1 pseudogene is annotated in these 354 nt (G+C 69.8%); it reads right to left on the minus strand.

The window, feature by feature from the left end:
• Positions 1 to 354 (minus strand): annotated as a pseudogene (locus DSP71_RS23350) (epimerase); the annotation flags it as partial.

A 354-nucleotide genomic window follows, 5' to 3' on the forward strand; every position in this document is an offset into this window, starting at 1 on the left:
CGCGTGCACGAGGCTGCGCAGCACGACCTCGTTCGCGTAGCCCTGCCAGATCACGTTGACGTTCGCGGTGGCCACCGAGACCGGCTGCCCGGCGTGCACGGCACTGCCGATGTCGGCGAGCACCCCGTAACGCAGGTCGACCGCGTAGTTCAGGCGGATGATCGCGACCTTGGTGCCGCGCTCCTGCGCTCCGAACTCGAACACGCGCTCACGGCCGAGGCACGACTGTGCGTACTCGCCGATCGGTGCGGGCTGCACCTCTTCGGATGCTCCGCCGGACGACGCCGGCAGGAACGGGTAGACGTTGCCGGTGGAGAGCACCGAGATCGCGCTGTCGCGATAGCGGCGGGGGGC

It is taken from the genome of Microbacterium sp. H6 (assembly GCF_003314775.1).
Classification (GTDB): domain Bacteria; phylum Actinomycetota; class Actinomycetes; order Actinomycetales; family Microbacteriaceae; genus Microbacterium; species Microbacterium oxydans.